General features: G+C 46.8%; 14 protein-coding genes and 1 tRNA gene. 5 read left to right on the plus strand and 10 right to left on the minus strand.

What is annotated here, in order from left to right; translation table 11 throughout:
- Positions 1 to 34: 34 nt before the first annotated feature.
- The gene (gene tsaD / locus G7Y45_RS13875) at positions 35 to 1,054 is read right to left on the minus strand and encodes a tRNA (adenosine(37)-N6)-threonylcarbamoyltransferase complex transferase subunit TsaD (protein ID WP_165015073.1); all 1,020 of its coding nucleotides are present in this window, start codon (positions 1,052 to 1,054) and stop codon (positions 35 to 37) included.
- A 200-nt stretch (positions 1,055 to 1,254) separates the two neighbouring features.
- On the opposite strand from tsaD, the gene G7Y45_RS13880 reads away from it, so the two are divergent.
- A complete protein-coding gene (locus G7Y45_RS13880) occupies positions 1,255 to 5,691 on the plus strand; it encodes a translocation/assembly module TamB domain-containing protein (protein WP_165015076.1) in 4,437 nt (1,478 codons plus the stop codon).
- 108 nt (positions 5,692 to 5,799) lie between these two features.
- Here G7Y45_RS13880 and G7Y45_RS13885 read toward each other — a convergent pair whose 3' ends face one another.
- The 6 genes from G7Y45_RS13885 to G7Y45_RS13910 all read right to left on the minus strand — a co-directional run bounded on the left by G7Y45_RS13885 (position 5,800) and on the right by G7Y45_RS13910 (position 13,116).
- Positions 5,800 to 6,180: a YccF domain-containing protein gene (locus G7Y45_RS13885; protein ID WP_005820355.1), complete on the minus strand. Its 381-nt coding sequence runs from the start codon at positions 6,178 to 6,180 to the stop codon at positions 5,800 to 5,802.
- An 88-nt stretch (positions 6,181 to 6,268) separates the two neighbouring features.
- Positions 6,269 to 7,762: a proline--tRNA ligase gene (proS, locus tag G7Y45_RS13890; protein ID WP_165015079.1), complete on the minus strand. Its 1,494-nt coding sequence runs from the start codon at positions 7,760 to 7,762 to the stop codon at positions 6,269 to 6,271.
- A 179-nt stretch (positions 7,763 to 7,941) separates the two neighbouring features.
- The gene (locus G7Y45_RS13895) at positions 7,942 to 8,706 is read right to left on the minus strand and encodes a CDGSH iron-sulfur domain-containing protein (RefSeq protein ID WP_165015083.1); all 765 of its coding nucleotides are present in this window, start codon (positions 8,704 to 8,706) and stop codon (positions 7,942 to 7,944) included.
- Between the two features lie 84 nt (positions 8,707 to 8,790).
- On the minus strand, positions 8,791 to 9,525 hold the full coding sequence (locus G7Y45_RS13900; protein WP_165015086.1) for a TIGR02757 family protein: 735 nt from the start codon (positions 9,523 to 9,525) through the stop codon (positions 8,791 to 8,793).
- A 131-nt stretch (positions 9,526 to 9,656) separates the two neighbouring features.
- Positions 9,657 to 12,890 carry a S41 family peptidase gene (locus tag G7Y45_RS13905; protein ID WP_165015089.1) on the minus strand — a complete coding sequence of 1,078 codons (3,234 nt, stop codon included), beginning with the start codon at positions 12,888 to 12,890 and terminating at the stop codon, positions 9,657 to 9,659.
- A 153-nt stretch (positions 12,891 to 13,043) separates the two neighbouring features.
- Positions 13,044 to 13,116, minus strand: a tRNA-Gly gene (locus G7Y45_RS13910).
- 67 nt (positions 13,117 to 13,183) lie between these two features.
- Between G7Y45_RS13910 and cobU the strand changes: the two genes are divergently transcribed.
- The 4 genes from cobU (at position 13,184) to cobC (ending at position 16,328) form a co-directional block, all read left to right on the plus strand.
- Complete coding sequence (cobU, locus tag G7Y45_RS13915) at positions 13,184 to 13,795, plus strand: bifunctional adenosylcobinamide kinase/adenosylcobinamide-phosphate guanylyltransferase (RefSeq protein WP_080546236.1); 612 nt, start codon at positions 13,184 to 13,186, stop codon at positions 13,793 to 13,795.
- Between the two features lie 11 nt (positions 13,796 to 13,806).
- A complete protein-coding gene (gene cobT, locus G7Y45_RS13920; RefSeq protein WP_005777932.1) occupies positions 13,807 to 14,844 on the plus strand; it encodes a nicotinate-nucleotide--dimethylbenzimidazole phosphoribosyltransferase in 1,038 nt (345 codons plus the stop codon).
- An 11-nt stretch (positions 14,845 to 14,855) separates the two neighbouring features.
- Positions 14,856 to 15,599 (plus strand): adenosylcobinamide-GDP ribazoletransferase, encoded by a 744-nt coding sequence (gene cobS, locus G7Y45_RS13925; protein ID WP_005806312.1) that lies wholly within the window; start codon positions 14,856 to 14,858, stop codon positions 15,597 to 15,599.
- A gap of 138 nt (positions 15,600 to 15,737) precedes the next feature.
- Complete coding sequence (gene cobC, locus G7Y45_RS13930; protein ID WP_165015092.1) at positions 15,738 to 16,328, plus strand: alpha-ribazole phosphatase; 591 nt, start codon at positions 15,738 to 15,740, stop codon at positions 16,326 to 16,328.
- Here the strand turns inward: cobC and cbiB are convergent.
- The 3 genes from cbiB to G7Y45_RS13945 are packed head-to-tail and all read right to left on the minus strand — an operon-like array spanning position 16,261 to position 19,745.
- The gene (gene cbiB, locus G7Y45_RS13935; RefSeq protein WP_206265632.1) at positions 16,261 to 17,217 is read right to left on the minus strand and encodes an adenosylcobinamide-phosphate synthase CbiB; all 957 of its coding nucleotides are present in this window, start codon (positions 17,215 to 17,217) and stop codon (positions 16,261 to 16,263) included. The two genes, cobC and cbiB, sit on opposite strands and share 68 nt — an antisense overlap.
- A 34-nt stretch (positions 17,218 to 17,251) precedes the next feature.
- Positions 17,252 to 18,265, minus strand: a complete 1,014-nt coding sequence (cobD, locus tag G7Y45_RS13940) for a threonine-phosphate decarboxylase CobD (RefSeq protein ID WP_165015098.1) — start codon at positions 18,263 to 18,265, stop codon at positions 17,252 to 17,254.
- Positions 18,258 to 19,745 carry a cobyric acid synthase gene (locus G7Y45_RS13945; protein ID WP_122142152.1) on the minus strand — a complete coding sequence of 496 codons (1,488 nt, stop codon included), beginning with the start codon at positions 19,743 to 19,745 and terminating at the stop codon, positions 18,258 to 18,260. The genes cobD and G7Y45_RS13945 overlap by 8 nt, the downstream gene beginning before the upstream one ends.
- Between the last annotated feature and the right edge of the window lie 145 nt (positions 19,746 to 19,890).

Consider the following 19,890-nt stretch of genomic DNA (forward strand, 5'->3'; position numbering starts at 1 on the left):
TATAAAGAAGAAGAAAGATCTACCCTCTTTTCTTTTATAAAGTCACACGTGAATAAGCCGGCAATTCCATAGGACAGAAGTCTTTATCCTGATATTTAAAATATCCCGTAATAGCGATCATTGCAGCATTGTCCGTGGTATAGCTAAACTTTGGAATAAAAATCTTCCAGCCATACTTCTCCGCATGCTCACGGAAAGCATTACGCAAACCGTTATTGGCGGACACACCACCTGCTACAGCTACCTCGTTAATTTTATACTGTTTGGCTGCTTTACGGAGTTTATCCATCAATATATCTACAACAGTCGCTTCAAGAGAAGCGGCTAAATCAGTCTTATGATGTTCGATGAAATCGGGATCTTCTTTCATCCAATCACGCAACGAGTAAAGAAACGATGTCTTCAATCCACTAAAACTATAGTCCAACCCCGGGATGTGGGGTTTGCTGAATGTATAAGCCTTCGGATTGCCCTGACGTGCCAAACGGTCAATAATAGGACCGCCCGGGTAACCAAGCCCCATCACTTTTGAACATTTGTCAATAGCTTCTCCGGCAGCATCATCAATTGTCTGTCCCAAAATCTCCATATCATTGTATGCCTTCACCAGTACGATTTGAGAATTACCTCCGGACACCAACAAGCAAAGGAATGGGAAAGTGGGTTGTTCATTCTCTTCATCCTTTTCTTTAATGAAATGTGCTAATACATGTCCTGTCAGATGATTAACATCGATCATGGGAATGTTTAATGAGCGGGCAAACCCTTTCGCAAAAGATACTCCTACCAGCAACGATCCCATCAGTCCGGGGCCTCTTGTAAAAGCTACCGCACTCAATTCCTCTTTCGTCACCCCTGCACGTTTCAATGCTTCATGCACCACAGGTACTATATTTTGCTGATGCGCACGTGATGCTAATTCGGGTACTACACCACCGTAAGCTTCATGCACCGCCTGACTGGACACTACATTCGACAACAGAAAACCATCTTTTATTACCGCAGCCGACGTATCGTCACAGGAAGACTCAATTCCTAATATAATTGTACTCATACGCTTTTTGATATTTAAACGATGCAAAAGTAATGATAAAAGTAGGATTCATAACGAACTATTTTATATTTTTGTTCGCAAAATAAAAACAACCGCTTATCAGAACGCTGAAGAAGACTGTACGCTGGGTTATCGGTATTATATTAGGTGTATATATCGGAACTATCATTTTGCTGAATATTCCTTTTATTCAGCGAAATATGACCACGTTTGTCGCAAAAGAACTATCCCGGACATTAGGTACTGAACTGACTATCGGTAAGATAGATATCGGACTATTGAATCGTATCATCATAGACGATGTGCTGCTCGACGATCAATCGGGCAAAGAGATGCTTAAAATTACTCGTCTTTCCGCCAAATTTGATATTATCCCCCTATTCAACGGAAAAATCGCAATCAGCAGTGTACAATTGTTCGGCTTTAACATCAACCTGAACAAACCTACTCCGAATACGGACCCTAATTTCAAATTTGTCCTTGACGCATTTGCCTCTAAAGACACAGTAAAAACAGACAAGAGCCTCGACTTGCGTATCAACTCTATATTGATACGCCGTGGTAAGTTGGCTTACGATGTACTGTCGGAAAAAGAAACTCCCGGAAAGTTCAACCCCCAGCATGTCAAATTGCATAATATCATTGCCAACATCTCTCTCAAAGCACTTCAAGGCGATTCGATCAATGCGGCCATCAAACGGCTAAGCGTGGATGAACAATCGGGCTTTGAGCTGAGAAAGTTGAGCCTGAAAGTCATAGCTAATGACAGAGGCATGAAAATAGAGAATTTTGCTATAGAAATGCCGGGTACCGAAATGAAAATGGATACCATTCGGATGGAATATGACAGTTTGGGAGCACTCAATCATTTTGCCGATGAAGTCCGTTTCTCTTTCCGTACTCTGCCATCCTACGTGACCCTGAATGATATTTCAGCTTTTGTTCCGGCACTATCCAACTTTAAAGAAAAGCTGGATCTGGGCATCGATGTAGAAGGCACACTCAACCAGTTGAACTGCAAAACGCTGGAAATTAATGCAGGCGATAAATTCCGACTGAAGGGAGATGTCTCTTTACAGGATCTATCACGCCCGCAAGATGCCTATGTATACGGGCATCTTGCCAATCTATCTGCTAATAACGATGGAATCGGATTCCTGGTACGCAACCTGAGTCCGCATTACAATGGGGTTCCTCCTATTCTGCAACGTTTAGGAAATGCTTCCTTTCACGGTGAAATATCGGGGTATTTCACAGATTTGGTCATGTACGGTCTGTTTCGTACCAACATTGGTTCTGTCCAAACTGACTTAAAGCTCAGTTCCGATAAGGCCAAAGCCTTGTTTTCTTATTCGGGAGGTGTAAAGACCACCGACTTCGAACTGGGACAGTTGCTGGATAACAAGCAACTGGGCAAAATTACCTTTAATCTGAATGTTCAAGGCAGCCACTACCGTAACCAGTACCCCGCCATCACGCTAAAAGGCCTGATAGCTGCCTTTGAATACAGTAATTATAAATATGAGAATATCACACTCGACGGAGAGTTCGAACGTGGCGGCTTCGACGGAAAGGTAGCACTGGATGATGAAAACGGTTCGATACATTTAAATGGTAACATTAATGTAGTCGAGAAAATCCCGACTTTCAACTTCAATGCTGTAATAGATAAAGTACGCCCGCACGACTTGAACCTGAGCAAGGATTATCCGGACGCAGAATTCTCTCTGAAGCTGAAAGCTAACTTCCGTGGCGGTTCCATCGATGAAATGATAGGTGAAATCAACATAGACAGTCTACAATTCACCGCACCCGAAAAGAATTACTTTCTGGATAATATCAACATCATAGCCACTCGACAAGACAAACAAAACCAATTGAAACTGACCTCCAGTTTCCTGAAAGCAAGTATTGAAGGTAAATATCTGTATCACACACTTCCGGCAAGCGTAATGAATATTATGCGGCGATATATTCCTTCATTGATCCAGCCGGATAAGAAGCCGATTGAAACGAATAACAACTTCAGTTTCGATGTCCACATATTCAATACAGAACTGCTGTCTACCGTATTCGACATCCCATTGAAGATATATACTCACTCGACTGTAAAGGGTTACTTCAATGACCAGGCACAGCGGCTGCGAGTAGAGGGCTATTTCCCCCGGCTACAATATCAAAACACGTTTATCGAGTCCGGACTGGTGCTCTGTGAAAATCCTACTGACCAGTTCAAGGCCAAGATACGGTTCAATAACCTGAAAAAAGAGAGTGCCGTAAGCATCTCACTGGATGCGCAAGCCCAAAATGATACCATAAGTGCCAACATCAATTGGGGCAATAATACCATCAATACTTATAGTGGACGATTATCCGCTGCTGCCAGCTTCTTCCGCAAGGCCGAAGAAAAGTCGGCACTGAAAACAGTCGTAGACATCAAGCAGACAGACATTATCCTGAACGACACTTTGTGGCAGATTCATCCGTCACAAGTAGTAGTAGATTCGGGCAAAGTAGATGTAAACGATTTCTATTTCTCGCATAAAGACCGTCACATCCGCATCGACGGACGCATCTCGGAACATGCCGAAGATACACTGAAGGTAGACCTGAAGGACATCAATGTGGGTTACGTATTCGATGTGGTAGATTTTGACGATGTGGACTTTAAAGGAGATGCCACCGGAACGGCATATGCCAGTGGCATTTTGAAGGAGCCGGTCATGAATACCCGCTTACATTTTAAAAACTTCACTTTCAATGATGCTTCTTTGGGAGCAATGGATATTTACGGAGCATGGGAGAACGACAAACGTGCCATCTTCCTTGATGCTCACATGGAAGAAGAAGGGCTATCGAAAACGCACGTCATCGGGCACGTCTATCCGTTAAAGCCGGAAAGTAAACTGGATTTGAATATAGAAACGGAGCATACAAACATTCAGTTCCTCCAATATTTCATGCGTTCCATTGTCGAAGACCTGCATGGACGTACCAGCGGCAAAGCTCATTTCTATGGAAAATTCAAGGAACTCAACATCGAAGGGGATCTGATGACAGATGCGTCGTTGAAGATAGGAATATTAAACACATCATTTGCCGTAAAAGACACTATCCGTCTGTCCACCACCGGTATCACTTTCGACAATATACATATCGCAGATATGGAAGGGCACCAAGGCACGATGAACGGCAAACTGAATTTCAGGCATTTCAGGGATTTGAGCTATCACTTCGAATTCAACGTGAACAACATGTTACTGATGGACACGAAAGAAAGCTCTGATATCAACTTCTACGGAAAAGTGTATGGAACCGGCAATGCGATGCTGGTTGGCAATCCGCAGGAACTGCAAGTCAATGCAGCCGTCACGACCAACCGCAATACCAATTTTGTCTACATAACCAATGCCACTGCTTCAGCAGCCAGCAACCAGTTCATTAAGTTTATCGACAAAACTCCGCGCAGATTCGTTCAAGATTCCATCAATGTAATATCAGAATATGAGCGGCTGCAGCAGGAGATGGAGGAGGAAGAGATAAAAACGGATATCCGCCTGAATCTGTTGATAGATGCTACTCCGGACGCTACTATGAAAATTATCATGGACCCCATTGCCGGAGACTACATCAGCGGTAAAGGCTCCGGCAACATACGGACAGAGTTCTTTAATAAAGGAGATGTGAAAATGTTCGGAAACTACCGCATCAGCCAGGGTATTTATAAGTTCAGCTTGCAGGAAGTCATCCGCAAGGACTTTATCATAAAAGACGGAAGCAGTATCACTTTCAACGGTCCCCCGTTGGATGCGACGCTCGATATACAAGCCAGTTATACGGTGAACTCTGCTTCGCTGAATGACCTGATCCCCGATGCCGCAGACCCGATCACCCAGCAACCCAATGTAAAGGTGAATTGCATCATGAACCTGACCGGAATTCTCTGGCGCCCCAATATTAAATTAGGTATCGAACTCCCCAACGAACGGGACGAGATACAGACGCTGGTACGCAATTACATCAGTACGGAAGAGCAGATGAACATACAGATACTCTATCTGCTGGGTATCGGCAAGTTCTATCCACAGGAGAGTACCGGAGGCACCCAAAACTCCAATATGACATCGTCAGCCCTATTCTCTACCCTGTCCGGACAGTTAAACAATCTGTTATCGCAGGTATTCGATAACAACAACTGGAACATCGGAACGAATCTCAGTACCGGTGACAAAGGCTGGACGGACATGGAAATAGAAGGTATCCTGTCCGGGCAGTTATTGAACAACCGTCTGATTATTAATGGTAATTTCGGCTACCGGGATAATCCGTTAGCTAATACCAATTTCATCGGAGACTTTGAAGCGGAATGGCTGCTCAACCGCTCAGGAGACATACGTCTGAAGGCGTATAATGAAACGAACGACCGTTATTATACACGGACCAACCTGACTACCCAAGGAATCGGTATCATGTACAAAAAAGATTTTAATAAATGGAGTGAACTTCTCTTCTGGAATAAATGGAAGTTGAGAAACCTGAGAAAGAAACAGGCTGCCGCACGGGACAGCATCCCGAATGACACGGTAAAAGACATCACCAAAGCTAAATCGGAAATGAAAAGAGAGCATCCAATGTGACGCTCTCTTTTCTTCAGTCTTTATTTTCGTATGTCTCTCTTACAAAGAAAGAATACAAAAACGGAAAGTGTATGAATACCGAAAAGGGATGTGAAGAAGATAGAACGATTAAAAGCCCTTATCGACAATAACCTTTCCGAAGGGAGTCAGAGCCAGTCCGGCAAGTTTGAAGTGTTGTCTCCCGAATGGTATACCAATGATTGTGATACAAAGCAGAATTCCCCATCCCAGATGAGAGAGGCTGATCCAAATTCCACCGAGAAACAGCCAGACTATATTCATTATGATACTGAGGCAACCTCCCGAATCGGGGGTGCTCCTCACCTCTTTGCCGAACGGCCATAAAGCAAGCCCGGCCAGTTTCAGAGTCTGAAAGCCAAATGGAATACCAATAATGGTAACCATCATCAAGAGACTTGCAATAAGATACTCTATCGCAGTAAAAATGCCGCCACACAGCAGCCAGATAAGATTCAAGAATGGATTCATAGGCTATTAGAATAACGGTAGTAAAGAAAAAGGTCGGAAGTTCATTTCGGTACCTCCAACCTTTTTTCCTTATACCTTATATTAATTATTAATAAGAACGAGCAAATATCACACGGCAAGCAGAAGGTTTGCCGGTTACCATACACTTACCGGGCTCTTTGTCACCTTCAACAAACGAATCGAACGGGATACAACGAATAGTAGCTTTTGTCTCTTCCTTGATCTTCTCTTCTGTTTCCGTAGTTCCGTCCCAATGAGCCAGAATGAAACCGCCCTCTTCGATTTTTTCCTTGAATTCATCGTAGCTGTCTACCTTAATGATACGTGAATCGCGATAAGTACGCGCTTTCTTGTAGATGTTGGCCTGAATCTCTTCCAACAGATTTTGAACATATGTCTCGATACCATCGCAAGTGACGGTCTCTTTCTCCAATGTATCGCGACGCATCACCTCCATCGTATTGTTTTCCAGGTCGCGTCCGCCCATTACCAGACGAACCGGTACACCCTTCAGTTCATAATCGGCAAATTTGAAGCCCGGTCGTTTGTTATCGGCATTATCATATTTGACCGAAATGCCCAATGCCTTCAGCTTCGCTACAATACCTTCTACCTTGGCATCAATCTGTTTCAGCTGCTCGTCATTCTTATATATAGGAACGATCACTACCTGAATCGGAGCCAGATGCGGAGGTAATACCAGACCGTTGTCATCCGAGTGGGTCATGATCAATGCACCCATCAGACGGGTAGAAACACCCCATGAAGTAGCCCATACGTACTCAAGCTTATTTTCTTTATTAACAAACTGCACATCAAACGCTTTCGCGAAGTTCTGTCCCAGGAAGTGAGACGTACCACTCTGTAACGCCTTGCCGTCCTGCATCATCGCTTCAATGGTATAGGTGTCAAGCGCACCGGCAAAACGTTCATTGGCCGACTTCACCCCTTTCACCACCGGAACCGCCATGTATTTCTCTGCAAAGTCAGCATATACATTCAGCATACGGATTGCTTCTTCTTCTGCCTCCTCACGTGTTGCATGTGCCGTATGGCCTTCCTGCCACAGGAATTCTGCTGTACGGAGAAACAGTCGTGTACGCATCTCCCAACGGAAAACGTTTGCCCACTGGTTGCATAAGATAGGCAGGTCACGATAAGACTGAATCCAGTTTTTATAAGTATTCCAGATGATTGTTTCGGAAGTCGGACGGATAATCAGTTCTTCTTCCAACTTTGCAGCAGGGTCAACCACCACACCCGAACCATCTTCGGCATTCTTCAGGCGGTAGTGAGTAACTACGGCACACTCTTTGGCAAAGCCTTCCACATGCTCAGCTTCACGACTCAAGAATGATTTTGGAATCAGCAACGGGAAATAAGCATTCACATGTCCGGTTTCCTTAAACATATCGTCCAGCTGACGTTGCATTTTCTCCCAAATAGCGTATCCGTAAGGCTTAATCACCATACATCCGCGTACAGCCGATTGCTCTGCCAAATCGGCTTTCACTACCAAATCATTATACCACTGCGAATAGTTTTCGCTGCGTTTGGTCAGGTCTTTCAGTTCTTTTGCCATTATATTTTTCTTCTTTTAAAGTTTTCTATCTTCAAAACAGGATGCAAAAATACTAAAAATGGGTGAACTGTGATCATTCTTTATCTATAATTTTAAGAGGTAACCCGGCAGGGCAGTTCATAAACAAGCCGGTTTATCGATTGACAACCGGCTTATTTATGATTTTTCAGAAAGCAGAATCACCACTTCTTGCCTTTTTCTTCCAACGGAAGTCCGTCACTGAATCCCATGGAAGCATGCGTACCGTCGCAAAACGGTTTATTGGAGGACTGTCCGCAACGGCACAAAGTCACCCTGTTCCTGATTGTATAGCTTTTGCCATCCGCACTCTCTATGCGGATACCGCCTTTTACCCAGATAGGTCCGCTCACTCTGATTCCGGGATCCTCAATAATACCGATAGAGGGCTCAAAAGGCGGTTCGAAGACTTTTTGCGTCTCTTTGTCCCAAACGACGAGCCGCCCGGCAGGACAATGGCCGGCCTCGCGACGGACAAGTTCACGCTCTTCTTCGGTTTCAGCGAGTTGTACCAGATTCCAGATTCGACCGCGTGCATCGCAGAAACGGGCAAAAGCACAATACTTTTCGTTATCGGCAAGCACCATGGCGGGGCCTTCCAATTCCTCGGCTTCTTCAAGTAACGGACGTTTGTTATTGGTTTCATTAGAGTCCCAATCGGTGGCACGCTTATGAGAACCGTCACAGAAGGGTTTATGGCGGGAATGCCGGCAACGGCACAGAGCTACCGGAGTGGCCGAACTGTCGAAACTCAGCCCGCGTTGATACACCCACGAAGAACCTTCTTCATTGGGAAGAATAATTTCCTGGTCAATGGGAGGATTACCATAAACAAGATAAGGGCCGTCAGGAGTTATTTTGATATAATACTTCTCGGGTGCTTGCCGACTGCCCTCTTCTACTAAAATTTCTTCTTTCTTAGTCATAATTTTACGCCATAAGGAGGTTTAACATATCCTTTATCGCTTAAAGAACAGATAGTCAAACTAAAAAGTTTCTTATAACACCGTCTAACTTCTTACGGATTCGTTGATACCAAACCCGAAAAGTGCAAAGTCTCCCTTCACCGGATCATCCGGCCATATCTCCCGCAATGCATCGGTAATACAACGCGCAGTCTTCAGACATTTACGTGCATCGGTCAGTCCAAGATCGACTGAAATGCGATGCACATGCGTGTCGAGAGGGATAATCAAATCCGAAGGATCAAAACTCCGCCAGATACCCAGATCCACAGGAGAATCCCGACGAATCATCCAGCGCAGGAACATACACATCTTTTTCGCTTCGGAAGCACTTGCCAAAGCAGGCATCCCATTGATATGTCCGAACACGGATTGCAGTCTTTCCAACGGAGTACCCCAAGAAAGCGAATGGCACAAATGCGACTCCAGGTCTTCATGTTCCTGATAGGCCGCATACAAAGCCTGACAAAGTAAATAGAAATCATTCCAGGAATAATAACGATAGAAGCTGGTTTTTACTCCTCGATATTTCTTCCACTCCTCACTAAGTATATACCGGTAAGGAGCATTCGAGAACAGTTCACGGTCAATCCGGTCGCCGCTTTTGATAATAGCCTTCCGGTTTCCGGTAGCAATCCAAGAAGCTACCAGGGCAGAGATCTCAATATCGGCCTTGCCGGTATAGCGATGTGGAAACTGTACAGGGTCATCCATAATAAATTCGGCTACCTCGTATTTCTCTGCCAAAAATGCAAGTTTATTCTTTAGTTCTTGTTTCATAAACGTTAGAAGGTATGTATCAAAAAGAAACACCACAGATTACGCGATTCTATACATAACACTGATAATGAGTCTGTAAAAGTACGTGGAATCTGTGGTGAAAACCTCTTACTGCAATCTCAGTAAGTTTTTTATTTGCTAAAATCTCTCGGAGCAGGTACCGGAGCCAATGGTTTACGGTCCTGAAGCTGTTTCATAACCTCTTCGATGGCTCTGTTCAGCTGCTGATCCTCTCCATTCCACTCTTTCACCGGATCATTATCGATCAGGATATCCGGGTCCACACCATGGTTTTCGATAATCCATTGTCCCGTCTTCGGGTCATAACTGGTAAAGAACGGAACACGTATGTCTGTTCCATCCATATATGGCAATGAACCACTAATGCCAACAATACCTCCCCAGGTACGCGTACCTATCAACTTGCCCAATCCAAGTGCGCGGAAGCCCCATGGGAACAGGTCGCCATCAGAAGCGGAGTATTTATTAATCAAACAAACCTTCGGTCCCACCTGTACAGCATCAGGCACTGTTCCCACATGGCTGGTACCTCTACCCATAGTCAAGCGATAAGGTTCACGGGAAAGACGTTCCAGGATCATTGGTGAAACATTACCTCCACCATTGACACGATCATCAATAATCAACCCTTCTTTATCAAGTTGCGGATAGAAATAGCGGGCAAACTCGTTCAAGCCTTCCGGTCCCATATCCGGAATATAAATATATCCGATACGTCCGTTGGAAGCCTGGTCCACTTTCTTTATATTATCCTGTACCCAATTGTAATGTATCAAAGGATATTCATTGGCAAGCGGACTGATCACAACCTTACGTGCTCCGGAAAGCTGAGGTTTGGCATTCAACGAAATTTCAGTAGGTATCTCTGCTTTACCCACCAGTAAAGAATACATATCTTTAACTGTATTGGTCGGCACACCGTCAATAGCTACGATGTACTCTCCTGCTTTCACATCAACCCCCGGTTCCGTAAGCGGAGAGCGCAGTTCTTTGCTCCAAGATGCTCCGGGGAATATCTTCTCCAGACGGAAAAAGCCACTCTTGTCGCGGGTAATCTCCGCACCAAGCAAACCGGTATTGATCCGTTTGGGCTGTTCCGTTTCTCCCGGATTGACATAAGCATGCCCACAGTTCAATTCACCTATCATCTCACCGATAATGTAATTCAGGTCTAAACGAGTTTTAACGTAAGGCAGCAAGACCGCATATTTTTCTTTAATTGCTTTCCAATCTACACCGTGCATGCTCTCCTGATAGAATCCGTCACGATAGGCACGCCAAGCTTCATCAAAGATTTGTGCCCACTCTTTCGGATAATCCACAGTAATCTTCATATTGCTTAAATTGACCGGAGTGGTCAGTTCTGTCTTACCCGAAGGAAGATTGGTCACATAAATCTGACGGCCTTTAAAGAAAAGTGCCTTCTTACCATCGTAAGTAACATCCATCGAAGCTCCATCGGCAATCGATTCCTCTTTCTGACTTACCAAGTCATACATTTTCGTACCACCACGTCCCCAGTAGTACACCTTGTTGCCATCCGAATAGAAGTTACCATAATAAGACGGAGACAAGGGCAATCGAACAATGCGATCGGTAATGCCATCCGGATCGAACTTCACCAACGAAGCATCAGCCACCTCCTTCTTATCTGCCGGTTTCTTATCCCCGCTTTTGGGTGCAGCATTAGCTGCAGCCACTTCCGCATCTTTCTGCATGAAAGGAGACGATGTATCTTTAGACAGCAAAGCGATGTACACACCATACATATTATTATATACATGGTTCCATTCCAATGATCCGTAAGTCGGATTAAAATCACGGGCAGAAGAGAATATCAGATACTTTCCGTCGGCACTGAACACCGGAGAAGAAGAGTTATACCATTTGTCGGTCACCGGATATTCTTTCTTTTCCGCAATATTGTAGACATATACGACATTGATTTCATTTTTACCCATCCGTGTATAAGTCAACCACTCACTGTCCGGAGAGAAAGTAACTCCACCCGGCACTCCCATCGGATCTTGCAATAATAATGAAACTTTCCCGGAAGCCACATCCAGCAGATTAACTCGGTTCTTACGATCCATATACACTATCTTCTTAGAATCCGGACTCCATTTAAAGCCACGGATATATGTATCGTTCTTATGGGTTAACTGCATCGGTTCGCCACCTGCCGCATTCTGCAGATAAAGTTCGGTTTCGCCTGTAGCATCAGAGATATAAGCAATCTGTGTTCCGTCCGGTGACCACTGTGCGTCACGGTCGTGAGCTCCCGGCGAACGAGTTATATTTTTTGTAACCCCTTTTTCTACCGGCAGATTGAATACTTCACCCCGGCTTGTCACTACCATTCGTGCTCCATCCGGCGACAGACTGGCCGCAGTCACATAATTCGCTCCGTCTTTCAAATCGGTACGGGCATAGATGTTATCCGAAGCCAGTGTAATGTTTACCTTTTCAGCCTTCCGGGTAGCGGCATCCATCTTATAAATATATCCACCATTCTCAAAGACAATGGTATTTCCACTGGCACTTGGGAACTTCACATCATACTCAGTGAAATCAGTTACCTTGGCAGTCTGTTTAGTCTTCGTATTGTATACAAAGATATTCATGATGCGGTCACGATCGGAAAGGAAAAAGATTTCATCGCCAATCCACATCGGAAAAATGTCCTGAGCTACATTATTGGTAATGTTTTCCACTGTTTTGCTGTTCGGATTATACACCCAGATATCATCCGCCATACCGCCTTTATAATACTTCCAGGTACGGAATTCACGCATCACCCGGTTGTATGCCAACTGTTTTCCGTCCGGTGAGTAACTACAAAATCCGCCCTCCGGAAGAGGAATTGCTTCTGACAATCCGCCTTCCTTGTCCACTGTAAACAGTTTGCCGGAAAATCCATCACTGATACGGTTACGGTATACGATGCGCTGTCCGTCCGGTGTCCAGGTCATGACAATGTTATTGGGTCCCATACGGTCACCCAGGTCATCGCGGCTATTGGTAGCCGTATAGGTAACTCGTAACGGTTCACCCCCTGTCGCAGGCATGGTATACACTTCTGTATTTCCATCATACTGTCCGGTGAATGCAATCGTTTTGCCGTCCGGAGAAAACCGGGGAAACATTTCGTATCCCACATGGGAAGTCAGACGCTGTGCCTCACCTCCCGCAGCAGGCACTTTATACAAATCGCCCGCATACGAAAATACGATCTCCTTTCCGTTCGTAGCAGGAAAACGCAGTAATCGTGCTTCTCCCGCAGCCGATAACAGTACAGGAGCCCCCGCCAGAACGAAGATAGATAAGATTAGTTTCTTATTCATGTGATTATCTATTAAAATTGATTCACAAAGGTAAGAAAAGAACAAAGAGTGAAAGAGGAAATACACAAAAAAACCGCAGATTCCATCATTCTTTTCTCACAAAAAGATCAAGGGAACCTGCGATATTTACTTTTGACTTGAAAACATGAATTGAGCGGTAGGCGAGGGTCGAACTCGTGACCTGCGGCTTGGGAAGCCGCCGCTCTGCCAACTGAGCTACTACCGCAATATAAATTGCTTCCGTTTTGTAAAGCAGTGCAAAGATAAATATTGTTTCTGAAATACCCATGGCAATGGCACAATATTTTGCATCCGGGAACGGAAATATAAAATATTACCGTACATTTGCTAACCGAAAATACACAGATAGATTCATGAAACAGATCATACTTATCACCGGAGGGGCCCGTTCGGGCAAAAGCAGCTATGCCGAACGGTTAGCATTATCTCTCTCCCCCAATCCGGTCTACCTGGCCACCTCACGCATCTGGGACGAAGAGTTCCGTCAACGGGTGTTACGTCATCAGGCCAACCGGGGACCGGAATGGACCAACATAGAAGAAGAAAAGGAACTGAGCCGCCATTCTTTGCAAGGGCGTGTAGTGCTGATCGATTGCGTAACACTCTGGTGTACCAATTACTTCTTCGACCTTGAAGCGGATACAGACAAGGCACTCGCCGCCATAAAAGCCGAGTTTGACCGGCTGACAGAACAGGAAGCCACCTTTATCTTCGTCACCAACGAGATCGGCATGGGAGGCACCTCAGAAAACCTTATACAACGAAAGTTCACCGATATGCAGGGGTGGATGAACCAGTATATTGCCACCCGGGCCAATCAGGTCTTATTAATGGTATCGGGCATTCCCGTGAAAGTAAAAGATGAAAAACAAACGATAGACTAACCCTATATAAAATGAAAACATTTCAAATCACCAGACCGGACGAAACAATCCGGGAAGCATTGACTGACAAAATAAACAATCTGACCAAGCCCAAAGGTTCTCTGGGAACACTTGAAGAACTGGCTTTGCAAATCGGGCTTATCCAGCAGACACTGACTCCCACGCTGAAATGTCCGCAGAACATTATATTTGCAGCCGATCATGGCATTGTCGACGAAGGTGTCAGCCTCTCTCCCAAAGAGATCACCTGGCAGCAAATCAGCAACTTCCTTCATGGAGGGGCAGGTGTCAACTTCCTCTGCCGCCAACACGGATTCGAATTAAAGATCGTGGATGCCGGAGTGGATTACGATCTGCCTTACGACAGGGGAATTATCAATATGAAAGTACGCAAAAGTTCACGCAACTACCTGCATGAAGCGGCCATGACGGAAGAAGAGATGGACTTGTGTATAGACCGTGGGGCAGAGATAGTCCGCCGGTGCCACGCCGAAGGATGCAATGTGCTCTCCTTGGGTGAAATGGGAATCGGCAACACTTCATCCTCCTCTATGTGGATGACCTGCTTCACCCGTATTCCCCTCGAACAATGCGTCGGCGCCGGAAGCGGACTCGACAATGCCGGAATCCGTCATAAATACAGCGTATTGCAGCGGGCACTGGACAATTATCAGGGAGACGGAAGCGTACGCGACCTGATTCGTTACTTCGGCGGCCTGGAAATGGTAATGGCGGTAGGTGCCATGCTTCAGGCAGCCGAACTGAAAATGATTATCCTGGTGGACGGATTCATCATGACAAACTGCATCCTCGCGGCATCCCGGCTTTACCCTGAAGTAATGCACTACGCCATCTTCGGCCATCAGGGAGACGAGACCGGACACAAGCTTCTGCTTGATGCCATGGGAGCCAAGCCGTTATTGAATCTGGGTTTGCGCCTTGGAGAAGGGACCGGAGCCATCTGCTCCTATCCTATCGTAGACTCTGCGGTGCGGATGATCAACGAAATGGACAACTTTGCGCATGCGTCCATCACCAAATACTTTTAAAGAAGCCCCACATGAATATATTAGCAGCATTTATCTTTTTCACCCGTCTCCCCTTCTGGCGCATCCGGGAAGTTCCGGCAGAATGTTTTAAGCACGTGGTGCCTTACTGGCCCCTTTCAGGATGGCTTACGGGCGGCGTCATGGCGGGGGTACTCTGGTCGGCCGCACAGGTTCTCCCCTTCACCGTTGCCGTATTGCTGGCACTTACCAGCCGATTGTTGATTACAGGCGCATTGCACGAAGACGGGCTGGCGGATTTCTTTGACGGATTCGGCGGAGGAACCAGCCGGGAACGTATCCTCTCTATTATGAAGGATTCGCACATCGGCAGTTATGGGGTCATCGGATTGATCGTATACTTCTTCCTGCTATGGAATCTCCTGACAAGTCTTCCTCTCTCCTTCGCCTGCTCTGTACTGATTGCAGGCGACACTGTGAGCAAGTTGACTTCATCACAGATCATTAACTTCCTGCCTTACGCACGGAAAGAAGAAGAGAGTAAGGCGAAGGTGGTTTATAATAGAATGTCGCAAGGAGAATTTGCTTTCGGACTTTTATGCGGAATACTTCCTTTGACGCTCCTGCTTCCGTACAGGTATTGGATTGCCATTATATTCCCACTGGCAGTGTTGTATCTACTATACAGGCTGATGAAACGAAAGTTACAAGGGTATACAGGCGATTGCTGCGGTGCACTGTTCCTTTTAAGCGAACTGTCCTTCTACCTGGGGGTAGTTATTCTTATATTCATATAGTTTGACTCACCACAGAGTAACACAGAGTTCCACTGAGATGATTTATCTCTTAAACATCTTATAGACAATAATTTAAAAACCGGTGAAACTCTGTGTTACTCTGTGGTGAATCAAACTCATACTTAAACCAATAAGATCATGGAAATCATATTGATCCGACATACCTCTGTCGATGTTCCCAAAGGCGTCTGTTATGGCCAGACCGATGTTCCCTTACGGGATAGTTTTAAAGAAGAAGCCACAATCACGGCTCAACAGTTGCAGGATGATGTGTTTGATGCCGTATTCACAAGTCCTTTGAGCCGCTGCACCCGTCTGGCAGAGCACTGTGGCTATCCGGATGCCATCCGTGATGCCCGTCTGAAAGAACTGGACTTCGGTGAATGGGAAATGAAGGAGTTCGACAAAATAGATGATCCGCGACTGCAAGAGTGGTATGACGACTATTTCCATGTGGCAGCCACAGGCGGAGAATCGTTTATGATGCAACTTCAACGGGTCTCCGAATTTCTGGATGAAGTGAGCAGGCAAAAGTACGGGCGCGTGGCTGTCTTCGCACATGGCGGAGTACTGATTTGTGCACAGATCTATGCAGGAACATTAAAGATGGAAGATGCTTTCGGCGCACTGACACCTTACGGTGGAATAGTCCGGCTGCAACTTAACCCAAAGACAGCAGAACAGTCAGCCACACCAACGCGACCATCAACGCCTCTGCCTTCTGATTGACGGATACCGCTTTCCTCATATCCGCTGTTGTCAATACCCGTTCGTTATCACCGATGAACGGTTTCCATACCTCCTCCCCGAAGTAATAATGCGGACCGCCGAACCGGCAATTCAGGATACCCGCCAATGCCGCCTCCGGATAACCGGAGTTGGGACTGGCATGGCGACTGCCGTATTTACCCACAAACCTGAATAAAGAAAGCCGTCCGCTGACGATTATCATCAACAGAGCCGTCAGGCGGGCAGGAATGTAATTGGCGACATCATCTATCCGGGCCGCTATACAGCCGAACTGACGATAGCGCTCGTTTCGGTAACCAATCATCGAGTCGAGCGTGTTCACCATCTTATACGCCATCATGCCGGGTACTCCCAGCACAGCATACCAGAAAAGGGGTGCAATCACTCCGTCACTCAGATTTTCCGCCAAGGTTTCCAAAGCCGCCGTGCGCACTTCCTGCGCAGATAAAGCAGAAGTATCCCGCCCCACGATACGCCCCACCTGTCGGCGTCCCTCGTCCAACGAACGGTCTACCGCCTCGAAAACCATCCGAACCTCACGTATCAACGTCGTTCCGGCCAGGCAGCAGAATATCAGCAAGGTCTTTATCAGAGCCGTCAATACGATGGAATACTCTTCGGTCACCCTGAGAAAGAAGCAAGTGAAAAGATAGACTCCCGCAATCAGCACTGCCGATACCAGCCCACCTTTCCAAACGCGGGCACTCCCCACATTCATCGACTTTTCTCCCCAAGCTATCAGTTTGCCGAATCCCACCACAGGATGCGGCAACCAGGCAGGGTCTCCCAACCAGCGATCCAGCAGCCAAGCCAAAGGCAAGGGGGACAGCCGGCAGAAATATACAAGGCAAACAAACCCAAAAAACATCTCGTCCATACTCTGATACATCCTTAATCTGTCATTATTCCGCCATCCACTTCGCAATGGCCCTCACCAGTTCATCATTCTCTTCCGGTGTCTGGGTGGCAACACGGAAGAAACGTTCGTCCAACCCTTCGAAGTTGGAAGCATCACGAATCAGAATTCCTTCTTCACGGGCCAGATACTCTTTCAAGGCAGCAGCTTTACCGAATCGCAAACAAACCAGCATAAAGTGCGTATCGGTAGGCCATACTTCCAGTCCGCCTATCGCTTCAAGCGAACTTTTCAGACGGGCACACTCTGCCAGATAGTCCTTCATGGAGAGAGCTTCCGGAATGCCCTCGGAAAGCAGGTAGAGACCTGCCTCGATGGCAAGCTGATTGACCGACCAAGGCATGCGGTTCGTACGCAGACGAGCCATCAGCCCCGGCTGCGCAGTTACGTATCCCAGACGGAGCCCCGGTATGGCATATCGCTTGGTCATGGAATGCAAGAGGATCACATTGGGAAATCCGGCAGCTTCACGTGCGGTGAAGAGTTCCTCCAACGTAAAGTATTCATACGACTGATCGATCACGAAGCAAACCTGCGGATGTTTCCTGATCAGTTCGGTCAGGCGCTCCTTACCATGCACCTCTCCTGTCGGATTATTCGGGTTGCAGAGCCATACCATACGCACGTCCTCCGGCACTGCCTCCAGCGTATACAGGGATGTGACCCTATGCCCGTGCATGCGGCAGGCATCGGCATATTCGCTGAACGTAGGCATCAGGATGGCCGTATTCGTCCCCCGGAAGGTTTGCGCTATCAGATAAATGGCTTCTGTGGCACCATTCGTCACGCAAACCGAAGCGGCAGGCAAAGCGTGACGGTCGGCCAGACGGGCCTCTAATGTATAAGGTTCCGGTTCGGGATAAGCGGAAATGGTGGAGATACGCCCGCACAAATGCGTCCGCAGCCCGTCAAGGTTTACCTTATTATATACGTTCGAACTGAAATTACTCCGTATCGGGTGGAGGTATTTATAAGAATCGTCTCCGTGTCCTTCAATCATTGTCTGTCAATATTTGATAGATAAGCGGCAGGTCGACATGCTTGCGGACGTGGGCTGCCAGTTTATCGTATTGTTCTTCTTTAAACGCTTTATAGTCGAAAGTGGTCTCCTTCAGCTTATCGGCGAAAGGTTCCAGCAGATAGTCGATGACCGAAGGATTGTCGAGAATGCCATGTACGTATGTCCCCATACAGGTACGGTCGGCAAAATATCCGTCCTCCCTTCCGTCTGCCAGATGGTTGAGTGGCGAAGCGGGAACATCGGCAAGGGGCGTCGTTGTGCCCATGTGTATCTCGTATCCTTCACAGGTCTCGCTGCCTTCAAGAAAGTGGAAACGTACCTGCCGCGTAATCTTTTCCCCCTGCATACGGGTGCTGACGGGCAATAATCCCAATCCCGGCAAGCGTTCTATCTCACCTTCCACATGATCGGGATCGCAAACCTCCTGCCCCATCAACTGGTAACCTCCACAAATGCCCATCACCGTGGCACCCTCCCGGTGGGCACGGACGATGGCCTGCGCCACTCCGTTACGGCGCAACTCATACAGATCGGACAAAGTGCTTTTCGAACCGGGCAACAGGATGATATCAGCTTTCATCAGTTCGTCCGTATTGTTGGTGTAGAACAGGTGTACACGCGGATCGCGCTCCAATACATTGAAGTCGGTAAAGTTACTTAAATGCCGGAGCAGCACTACGGCTATGTTTACCTTCCCCTGTCCGGCACGGATATTCTTGGTTTGCAGCATCACCGAATCTTCTTCTTCGATATAAATGTCTTTGTAATAAGGCACGACTCCCACCACCGGAACACCACAGAGATCTTCCAGCATCTTTACCCCCGACTCGAAAAGACGGATATCTCCACGGAATTTATTAATCAATATCCCCTTGATATGCTTCCGCTCTTCCGGCCGAAGCAGCATCACCGAACCGTAAACACTGGCAAACACTCCTCCACGGTCTATATCCGCCACGAGAATCACATCTGCTCCGGCATGCATAGCCATAGGCAGGTTCACCAGATCACTGTCCCGGAGGTTAATCTCGGAGATACTCCCCGCCCCTTCCATCACTACCGGATTGTAACGGGCAGCCAAACGGTCGAATGCGGCATGAACCTCTTTTCGCAATTCCTCCCGCCCTTCACGGCGGAAATATTCGTAAGCATTCCGGTTACCGATGGGGCGCCCGTTGAGTACCACCTGTGAAGTATGATCGGACGATGGTTTCAGTAGCAACGGGTTCATATCCGTATGGCAAGGCACGCCTGCGGCCTCGGCCTGCACAGCTTGTGCCCTTCCTATTTCAAGTCCCTCGGGAGTGGCATATGAATTTAATGCCATGTTCTGTGCCTTGAATGGTGCAGGATGATAACCGTCTTGCAGGAATATGCGGCAAAAAGCTGCGGCAATGATGCTTTTACCCACATCACTACCGGTTCCGGCCAACATTAAAGGGTGTAAGTTCTTATTCATATCGTGTTTGTCACGTTAATGGGCGACAAACTTAGTGAAAATATTCGGGGGGGACAAGTGGGGGTATCAAAAACTCACCACAGAGAACACAGAATAACACAGAGAGGGGGTGTGTCGAAACTCGTATTCACAACAGATTTATACA

It is taken from the genome of Bacteroides sp. ZJ-18 (genome assembly GCF_011038705.2).
GTDB classification, from domain to species: domain Bacteria; phylum Bacteroidota; class Bacteroidia; order Bacteroidales; family Bacteroidaceae; genus Bacteroides; species Bacteroides hominis.